The sequence below is a fragment of the Chamaesiphon sp. OTE_20_metabat_361 genome, assembly GCF_031364565.1.
This window is the reverse complement of record NZ_JANLWO010000756.1, coordinates 1-9,829: the sequence shown is the minus strand read 5'-3', so window position 1 is coordinate 9,829 and position 9,829 is coordinate 1. Positions and strand designations below refer to the sequence as shown.

Below are 9,829 nucleotides of genomic sequence, written 5' to 3'. Positions count from 1 at the left end.
GAAATGCAGCAGGCGTTTCCCGATCTTCCCATGGTCGGAACGGGGTATTCATGGTTGCAGCACCATTTCCTGGCCTGCGGCGCCGCGAACGAGAAGTTTTCCGCTTTTAGTAGATTGTTATGGAATAAATGGTTAGTTCGATCGAGGATATCTGAACATATGGAGTTGAGAGCTTGCCTCGCAGATGGTGAACCCACCCCGCCCTACGGGCACCCCTCCTGGGAGGGGATTTACATGCGATGATTATTGCGTTGCGCTCTAAATCAGGCGATCGCGTAAAAAAGACAAGAGTACTCTAAGATGACAATAGTCGATCGCTACAAGCTAAACTGATGTGAAAATTGCGATTTTAGCGGGGCAATTAGTTGGTTATTGGGGTGATGACGATCGATCGAGCATTCTTGCCAGTTTACTTTCCGCGCCAATCCAATCGCTAAGTGCGACACCTGTAGGAATTTCGGCAGCGGGGCTGGAGTTGGACTGCTGGGTGCGATTACAGGATGCAGATTTAGTATTAGGGCGAGAACCATTCGGCAAGACGCCGCTGTACTGGACGGAGTGCGACTCGACGATTTGGTTTGCTTCGCATTTACAGTTATTATTGCCGCTGCTATCCCAGCCAGACATCGATGTAGGCGGGCTGTATGGCTATAGTTGCTTTTCCTACGTTCCGACACCATTGACCCCCGTGCGGGGGATTCAGGCGGTACCTGCGGGGACGGAATGGTGCTGGCAAGCGGGTAAATTTGGACGGACTCATCCAGTTGCGATTGTCAGCGCCACCGCTCCTGTTCGATGGCAACAAGCCAAAGCGCAAATCGCAGATGAAACTTTTGCTATCAAACAGCTTCAAGACTTATTGCAAGCTGCCATCCATCGCCAGATTCAGGATTTACCAGATGCACCCGTGGGTGTGTTGTTATCTGGGGGATTGGATTCCTCGATCGCGGCGGCGTTATTGGTTCAAAATGGGGTTAAAGTTCGGGCTTATACGCTTGATTTTGGCGAGGCGGGAATTTCGGAGTATCCCTATGCCGAGCAGGTGGCTCATCATCTTCAGATTCCCTTAGTCAAAGTCCCTGTAAATCCGAAATTAGTCAGATCGTCGATCGATCTTACCAGTCGCGCTCTAGACTTACCCTATGGGGATGGCGTGACGGTGCCTTTATATTTACTCTGTCAAGCTGCTAGTCAGGATGTAGCGGTAATTTTCAATGGGGAAGGCGGCGATCAATTATTTGCGGGATGGACGAATAAACCGCTGATTGCGGCGAGTATTTATGGGGGGAGTACCGACTTTATCCAGCCTTATCTTCAAACTTTTCATCGGCTCTATGGCTATGAGCAGCAATCGTTTCAGTCGCAAATCCTCGCACAAATTCAGGCTCTCGATCCCGCCGATTGGATTGGTGCGGCTTTAGATCCCACACTGACACCCGAATTGCTCCACCGCTTGCGCCGAGCGTCGCTGATGCTCAAAGGTGCCCAAAATATCCAGCCGCGTGCGACTAATTTGGCGCGTTGGCATGGCTTGAAAGTGCGATCGATTTTTTGCGATTTACCACTAGCTGAGTGGACTTTTGGCGTATCTGGCACGCTCCAGCTTCAGGGTGCTTGCGAAAAATATATCCTCAAACGAGCAGTCGAGGATCTATTACCTGCGGAAATTGTCTGGCGGACGAAACGCGGGATGGGTGTACCGCTGACAGCGTGGCTGTTTCAAGAATTGTGGTCGGATTTGGGGACGTGGCTGAATCCGCAAGTTTTGCGAGCAGCGGGATGTTGGCAAGCAGATATTGCTACTCAATTAGTCAGTGGTAAATTCAGCGGTTCGATCCAAGGGCGGCGAATTGGCGAAGTATTATGGTTAATTATGATGTGGGAGCGATGGCGAATTCAGGTGTTAGGCGCACCATCGACTCGCAAGAGTTGGAATCATCCATTTTGGATGCCACAACCATTATGGAGACAAATTGAGCGCATCAGGTCATCCGATCGATATGAATAATCTCTTACCATTTTCGCTAGCACAAGCTCAAGAGCTAATATCTGTCTATGGTTCGCCATTGTATGTTTATCAGCTCGATCGATTGTTAGATACGATCGAGCTGATTACCAATTCTATCCCCTATCCCGCTACTCGATTTCAGTTTGCCAGCGTCACTAATGGCAACGTCGCCCTACTCCAGGTTTTTAAAAACAAAGGCTGGGGGATTCATGCCAATACGCCAGGGGATATCTATCTGGCTCTGGCGGCTGGTTTTACGCCCGATCGAATCGTCTATAGCGGCAGCAATCTCGATCGATCCGAGATGCGTCAACTTCTAGTATGGGGAATTAGCGCGATTAATCTCGATAGCCTGAGCCAACTTGAAACATTGGTAGATGTCTACACGCCTGAGTACCCAAAACCGCGTCTGGGACTGCGCTTGAACTTCCCAGTTTTAACCGGGGAGAGTCGAATCGGCGTCCATCCCGATGAATTCGAGCGAGCGAGCAAGATCGCCCGTCGAGCGGGTTTAACTGTAGAAGGACTACATTTCTATCGCGGCACGGGGACAAATGCGACACAGGCGTTTGTAGATGCCATTGAGACGATCTTAGCGATCGGGAGTAGGTTGCCAGATTGGGCGGATTTAGATTTTGGCGGGGGATTTGGCTATCCTTACCATCACGACAAAGCGGCTTTTGATTGGGGAGAATTTGGACGCATATTAAGTAAAAGATTATCCAAGTTAGATAAACAGATGCAATTAACGATCGAACCCGGACGCGCCGCGATCGCGGGATGTGCTGTATTATTGGCGCGGGTAGTTTCGACAAAATGGCAAGGTGAGAAACAGATCGTTGGTGTCGATACCACGGTGGCAAATCTATCGGTACCATCCGTACATGGCGGCTATCGCGAGATCGTCAGTTGGCAAAATAGTGACGATTTATTTATGACTGATATCTGTGGAAATACCACTTATTCCCGCGATTATTTAGGACGTAATTGCCAGCTACCGCGACTCAAAATCGACGATATTATTGCCGTTCGAGATGTCGGCGCTTATGGTTATGCGATGTCTTCACACTTTCTCCACCGTCCGCGCCCAGGCGAAGTATTATTAGCTAGAGATAGTCATCGGCTCATCAGACAGCGAGAGGATTATCGAATCTTATTAACCAATCAAATCTTTGAGGAGGATCGATCGTGAAATGTATTAGCTGCGGTACTGACAACAACCTCAAAGATCGAACTGGCAATATGGGTAGGTGTAAAAGTTGTAACCATCCATTTGCCTTCGAGCCGACGGCAATGCCGACTAATACCAAATTGACCGATCCTTTCTTTGCAAAGTTAATTATCGATATTTCCGCCAATAACACGCTCTTTTTCACACCCAGACAGCTTTATTATTTATTAGATAAGCGATTGCGATCGCGGTTTATCAGAGCTGGCTTTGCAGCTAACCCAATCCCAGTAATCGGCTGTAGCGCTTTTCCCATTATCTTCGCCAGCTTTTGGGCGAGCGGCTTTTTTAATCTTTCGCCTAATTTCGTCGCACCAATTGTCGTAAGTATAGCTGCAACTGCGATCGTCTGGCTGGTATCTCAAAATGCACTGTCTCCCCAACTCAATCGACGTACCCGCCAGGAGAATATTACCGCCCTCAAAGTTCTTGCGGGAATCTTATTATTAGCTGGTTTACCTGTCAGTATTATTATTAAAACACCAATCGGGATTATTTTCTCGATCGGTTTAGGAATTGCCGCAGCGTGGTTGAGCTGGGATTGCCAACGTCAACAGAGTCAAATTTTTGATAAATTCCTAATAGAAAAAACTCAATTTGATACGTGGCTCGATCGATGGATGAGTATCAATAACTTATCCGAAAAAATGTTGCCACTACCACTGGCTAATGGTTTACCCGCCGCTCCAAATCCTCAAGTTACTGCCTATAGTTTCGATCGCGTGGTAGTATGTGATAAATCCTCGATCGCGCAACTCCTGATTAGTAATAACTTCCACTTTGAAAATAACTGTGCGATTCTGACGATCGATGGTTATCCGCAAAATATCTTTGCCACTACGATGGAAATGTTGCACCGCAATCCCGATCTCAAAGTGTATGCGCTACATAATTGTTCGCCGAGTGGATTCAAATTAATTAGTCGTCTGCGCGAAGAAACTTGGTTTCCCAATCCGGCGATTCCGATTATCGATGTCGGTATTCTCCCGCGTCAGATTATGGATAATATCGATGTGATGACTCCTCAATCTAGATCGTCCGCGCGAACCTCCCAACAACTCCCTCCAGACATCCGCGCCAGTCTCAACCCTGAAGAATTAGCATGGCTCGATGCGGGTTGTTATTTAGAATTAGAATCTTTCCCACCTCAGAAACTCATTCAGATTTTGCACCGCGCGATTAATGAAAGTCGAGAGTTAGCAGTAATTGAAGGCGGCGATATGGTAATTATCGATAGTAGCCCTGTTTTCTATGCTGTCGAAAGTTTTGGATAGGGTTGAGGCAATGCTTGTTTGATGATTTAGGCTTCTAATCTTAGTTCCTAGCCTTACTTTTATTAAAACAAAAATACTACTCAATCGGTGAATTATCAGAGGCTATATCGAATAACATATCTTCCTTTAAATAAGTAAATTTAGTTTTGCAATTACTACAAATAGCGTAAACAGTTCTAGTGGCAGGACGTATTCTTATCCCTGGATTTTCATGCAATAATCTCTGCATGAATTTATGTTGCTCGGCATCTGCCAAATCGATCGAGATCGCACCTAAAATATTGCCGCATTTCGTACAAGAAAATCGCTCGGCAATTTTTCGTTTTTGACGCTCTTCAAAGTAGCCAATCGTAAAAGTGATGGGAATTATTACTGGAAATAGTACCAGCATAGTCATAATACAAATACCAATCTCGACATTTTGCCAAGTAGAAGATTTGAAAAATCGCTTAATACGTTGTTTTATCGATCGAGTTGCCATTTCTCCCTCGATAATCGATAGAGGTAATGTTCTCTAAGTGGATGCCCAACGGGAACGCTCGGATGCTCGAATGTTTCAGCCTCGCGAGTCATTCCCAGGCGTTTCATCAAAGTATAAGAGCGGCGATTGATAGTAGCGGTAAAAGAAACTATCTCTAGGAGATTGAGTCGATCGAATCCCACTTGTAACACATCTCTAGCCGCCTCTGATGCGTAGCCTTTTCCCCAATATGGCAATGCCAATCGCCAACCGATTTCGACGCACGGAGAGCAGGGTAAATTGGCCGTGGGGACGTGCAAACCGACATAGCCGATGAATTGCTTATCTGCTTTTAATTCGACAGCCCAAAAGCCCCAGCCGCGATCGCTTATTAATGCCTGAAGTCGATCGACCATTGCATCACTTGCGGCTCGATCGAGTATATTAGGATAAAATTCCATCACTTTTGGATCGGCACTAAGTCGAGCAAAAGGCTCTCGATCTGATTCGATCCATTGGCGCAACCGCAGTCGCTCTGTCTCTAATTCGATTAGTTCTGTCATAACTTATAAATTTAAATTTGCTCGATCGATCCATGCAATTTACCAGATCCATTTGCTCCAGCAATAATAGTTAGAGTTGGCACGATCTAAATAATCTCACCAATAATTTCTTCGTTGCCATCCGCTCGAATCTGAAGCTCAAATTTTTGTTCATTAACTTCCTCTCTAACTAACTTTTGACCGATTGCATAGTGAATTGGTTTACCCATTGCTTTGAGCCGTGCGATATCGATCGCGACTTGCTTTTGAGCAGCAGCCTCGATTCGGCGAGCCATCACTTCAATATCTTCGATCGGACTAACGTTTGGTGTCGTAGAAGTCATCGTATTTCTATTCTGGATTTATTAGTTGCTACCTACACTCAAAGTGGTTAAAACCACTCCTGGTGATACGAAGTCCGCCTGTCTTGTCTTGACGCACACAAACGGGAGGGAGCGATGCGCGGACTGACATATTAGTCCGCGTAGGCGGACTTTGCATCACTAGCCACGATTTTAATCGTAGGCATTTCCATCGGTAGTAATTTGGGTTAGCTATTGCTTACCTACTTCCGATTATAATTTACCTGAAGCCACATTTCCAAACTAACCAATAACCATAGCTTCACACCATATCTACCCCATACGTCACCGCGAAAACTCAACCATTCTTTAATTAGATTCTGGTTGATATAAGGTGCGATTAATGCCCGCCGACTCAGCAACATCTTCGCCGCCTGACGTTGCCAATATTTCCGAAAACCGAGCTGGACTGGTACCATCATGCCGCTTTTTGGTCGATCGATTATCGCGGCTGGTAAGAGATCTGCAACTGCTTGTTTTAATACGGCTTTTTCTTTGACACCGGAGAGTTTGTATTCCGGTGGAATAGTCATACTCAGATCCACAATTCGCCGATCGAATAACGGCGATCGACCTTGCAATCCGGCTGCATGAGTGAGATTATTTACTTTAGTCAAGATCTGATCGGCACCTTTATACTTAATATTTAATGCCATCAACCGATTGAGAAAACTCATGTTTGAATTTAAGTCTGCTTCAAAGACCCACGGCTGCTGAATTTGTTGCAATATTTCAGGTTTGAGAAGTTGGGGTAAATCTGCGGCGCATTTTTGGAACGAAGTTAAATATGCTTGCAAAGGGTTATGATTAGCCTCTGAATTATATAAACTATCGATTAACATCGGCTGGTTTTTAGGGCCACCAAAACACGGATCGCCACCTTCCCCATTGAGGGTAATCGAGACGTTGTGACTGGCTAATCGTCCGACTAATAAATTGGGAACTGTCAGCGGATCGCCGATCGGATCGTCTAAGTTTGCCATTGTTTCAGATAACTTGTCCCACATATCTTGGAAGGTGATTTCTAAGATGTGGTGGTGGGTTTGACAATGGTTGGCGACTAAACTCGAAAACTCCAATTCGTTGGCACATTCGGAGCCAAAGTGAATCGAATAAGTATGGATAGGAGCGTCGTGGAGTCGTGCGGCTAAAGCGGTAATGCAGCTCGAATCTAAACCCCCGGATAGAAATACGCCGACTGGTTGATTTGCTGGTAAATATTCCCCTATGACTAGTTCTAATTGCGATCGCAATCGATCGCCATGCCACTCTAGCGACTCCTGGGCGACTACCTGCTCTTGTAATTGCCAGTAGCTTACGATTTGCTCTCCGGGCAATTTGAGGATGGTTCCGGGTCGAATTTCCCGCACATCCTGCCTCATCGTCCGCTCTCCAGGAACGAAGGAACAGGTGAGATAATCGCGCAACGCGATCGGATCGAGCTGATTCGATCGATAAGGATTTAGACTGCTAAGTTGAGGGGCGATCCACCAAGTTTGACCGGGAGTATAATACACCGTTCTCGCGCCTACTGGGTCGCGAACGATCGAGATTTGCTCGGACGCGATATCGCAGACAACAAACCCAAACATCCCCTGAAGCTGTGTGAGGGTAACGAGTTGCCACTTTTCCCACAGTTGTGCGAGGAGTTCGATATCGGACAGATTTGGTGCGATTTGCAATGCTGCTAGCAATTCTTGACGGTTGCGCAACCACACATCGCCCACGAGTAGATATTTCCGGCTGGGACTCATCGCCCAGCAACCAGCATCAACGCAATGAATCCCAAAGTTTTCTCGACACCAGGTAGATTGGATGTCGAGTTGTTCGATCCAGGTTGGCGGTTTGGAGTATTGGATCGAGGGTGGGAAAGGATATGGATGCCAGCTCCCGCTCTCGCCTGCGCCAACAGAAATTAACCAGCGAGGGGAAGGCACGAGTGTTGTTTGCTGGTGATTGCGTCCGAAGATCGCCATAGACGAGCCTGTGAATTTTACCTGTGGCGAGCGTAGTCCCGTGTTACCCCCCCAACCCCCCCTTATAAAGGGGGGGACAATTCCTGGCTCCCTCCCCTTTATAAGGGGAGGGTTGGGGTGGGGTAAAGGACTACGCTCGTGTTAAGAGTGTTGGCAATGCCCCTAAAACCTAAAGCCCCAACTCGCGATATCTAGCTTGTAAATCTTTGATGGTGAATATTGTCTCAAAGTGCAGCCCCTGAGCGGCGTAGAACTCCGCACCACCCTGTTCGCGATCGACCAAAGTCAGTACTCGATCGACAGTATAACCCGCAGCTCTGAGTCTTTCTACCGCCTTCATTGCCGATTGTCCGGTAGTTACTACATCTTCGAGGACGACTACTTTGGCACCGGGTTTGAGGGTTGCGCCTTCGATATAGGCTTGGGTACCGTGTCCTTTGGCTTCTTTGCGGATAATGAGGGCGGGAATAGATTTGCCTTCATAGACGGATACTACACTGACAGAAGAGACGATCGGATCGGCTCCCAGCGTCAAACCTGCGACGGCATCAGTGTCATCTGGGAGCATCGAGAGTAAAATTCGGGCGGTGGCGACAGCTCCTTCGGGGTGAAGCGTGACTTGTTTGCCATTGATGTAGTAAGTACTTTTTTGACCGGAGGAGAGGGTGAAGTCACCTTCTTTGTAAGCCAACTGACAAAGCAAATCTAGCAGATGTTGGCGCAAAATAGTTAGATCGATCGTCGGATAGGGAATATTGCCAACAGGTGAGTGCATAATTTGGATGTTTGAGAGATGTCGATCGCGGGATACTAAATTTTATCCCAGTCTCGATCGTATATCGCGATTTTGCCCGGTGGCGGCTAACTGCTGCTGGGCAAAATCTAAAATCTTCCCGATTTACTCATCGTTCGGTTGAATAGAGTAAACACTTGATATCTTGATATAGAGGCTAACCCATGATGAAATTAAAAACGATTTGTTTTGCCGCACTAGCTGTAGCTGCGGCTGGCTGTTACGCACCCCAAGCCCACGCAGAACCGATTACCGATGCGATTACTAATGCGATGTTCCGTCAGTCCGGCGATACCTATCGTAATACCGGGATCGATCGTCAAGCGACGCTATTATTTGGTTTGAGCTATCCCGATCTCGAAGCTGTCAGCGATGCACGCTCTGTTAATAATATCTATAAAGATCTAATTCGCCAGCGCGGTGGTACACCAGTGCGTACTGCTGATTTACCCAATCCCTTTACTAGCTCCCTGTTGACTAATCCCCCACAGATTGGCAACTAACTCAAATCGAGTTGAGACTAGATTTATATTTGGACTCAGCGCGGTCATTTCCAAGCTAAGCTGACAAAACCGAGGGTGGCGATCGAGTATCGCCTCTCGGTTTTGTCATGGGAAATATTCTAAACTCGATCGATCGTTCACTAGTACAAATCTCTAAGTGAAGAACGATACCTATTACCTCTTACCTTTTACCTTTTACCTTTTACCCCTTACCTCTCTCCGAGCCAGTATTCGGAAGAAAGTAGCAGAAAATACCGACTCAAGCAGCCCGAATGTACCCAAGTTATCAGATGATAGAGGGTATCGAGACGCGATCCGATCGGGGCGGTAGTGGTGGAGATACCAGTCAAACCCCTAGCGATGGAGATCGGCTCTTGCGGGATCTTATTTTAAGAGGTTATTGTGAAAAAAGTTTTAGCGATCGTTTTAGGTGGTGGTGCGGGCACCCGGTTATATCCCCTGACTAAGCTGCGGGCAAAACCTGCCGTTCCCCTCGCTGGGAAGTATCGATTGATCGATATTCCCGTGAGCAACTGTATCAATTCTGAGATTTTCAAAATCTACGTTCTCACGCAGTTTAACTCCGCTTCACTCAATCGAAACTTAGCCCGCGCCTACAATTTTTCCGGCTTTAGCGATGGTTTTGTCGAAGTCCTCGCCGCGCAACAAACTAAAGACAATCC

General features: G+C 47.0%; 10 protein-coding genes. 5 read left to right on the top strand and 5 right to left on the bottom strand.

The genetic code is table 11. The features are described from left to right. The first annotated feature begins 334 nt into the window (after positions 1-334). Genes RMO35_RS21475 through RMO35_RS21465 form a run of 3 tightly spaced genes read left to right on the top strand, consistent with a single transcriptional unit; the run spans position 335 to position 4,510 of the window. A complete protein-coding gene (locus tag RMO35_RS21475; RefSeq protein ID WP_309744104.1) occupies positions 335-2,008 on the top strand; it encodes an asparagine synthetase B family protein in 1,674 nt (557 codons plus the stop codon). Continuing rightward, positions 2,001-3,200 (top strand): decarboxylase, encoded by a 1,200-nt coding sequence (locus tag RMO35_RS21470; protein WP_309744101.1) that lies wholly within the window; start codon positions 2,001-2,003, stop codon positions 3,198-3,200. Before RMO35_RS21475 ends, RMO35_RS21470 begins: the two co-directional genes overlap by 8 nt. Continuing rightward, a complete protein-coding gene (locus tag RMO35_RS21465) occupies positions 3,197-4,510 on the top strand; it encodes a hypothetical protein (RefSeq protein ID WP_309744099.1) in 1,314 nt (437 codons plus the stop codon). The genes RMO35_RS21470 and RMO35_RS21465 overlap by 4 nt, the downstream gene beginning before the upstream one ends. Before the next feature lie 76 nt (positions 4,511-4,586). Here the strand turns inward: RMO35_RS21465 and RMO35_RS21460 are convergent, their stop codons facing one another. From RMO35_RS21460 to pyrE, 5 genes are all read right to left on the bottom strand, one after another. After that, a complete protein-coding gene (locus tag RMO35_RS21460) occupies positions 4,587-4,907 on the bottom strand; it encodes a hypothetical protein (protein ID WP_309744097.1) in 321 nt (106 codons plus the stop codon). A 65-nt stretch (positions 4,908-4,972) separates the two neighbouring features. Then, entirely contained in the window at positions 4,973-5,533 is a 561-nt protein-coding gene (locus tag RMO35_RS21455; protein ID WP_309744094.1) for a GNAT family N-acetyltransferase, read from the bottom strand. 86 nt (positions 5,534-5,619) lie between these two features. Next, the gene (locus tag RMO35_RS21450; RefSeq protein WP_309744092.1) at positions 5,620-5,856 is read right to left on the bottom strand and encodes a hypothetical protein; all 237 of its coding nucleotides are present in this window, start codon (positions 5,854-5,856) and stop codon (positions 5,620-5,622) included. 221 nt (positions 5,857-6,077) lie between these two features. Continuing rightward, positions 6,078-7,850 (bottom strand): asparagine synthetase B family protein, encoded by a 1,773-nt coding sequence (locus RMO35_RS21445; RefSeq protein ID WP_309744090.1) that lies wholly within the window; start codon positions 7,848-7,850, stop codon positions 6,078-6,080. Positions 7,851-8,019: 169 nt separating this feature from the next. Beyond that, complete coding sequence (pyrE, locus tag RMO35_RS21440) at positions 8,020-8,625, bottom strand: orotate phosphoribosyltransferase (RefSeq protein ID WP_309744088.1); 606 nt, start codon at positions 8,623-8,625, stop codon at positions 8,020-8,022. A 182-nt stretch (positions 8,626-8,807) separates the two neighbouring features. On the opposite strand from pyrE, the gene RMO35_RS21435 reads away from it, so the two are divergent. Together RMO35_RS21435 and RMO35_RS21430 are read left to right on the top strand one after the other, a co-directional pair. After that, positions 8,808-9,146: a hypothetical protein gene (locus RMO35_RS21435; RefSeq protein WP_309744086.1), complete on the top strand. Its 339-nt coding sequence runs from the start codon at positions 8,808-8,810 to the stop codon at positions 9,144-9,146. A 402-nt stretch (positions 9,147-9,548) separates the two neighbouring features. Continuing rightward, a partial coding sequence (locus RMO35_RS21430) for a sugar phosphate nucleotidyltransferase (protein ID WP_309744084.1) occupies positions 9,549-9,829 on the top strand: 281 nt, incomplete at its 3' end.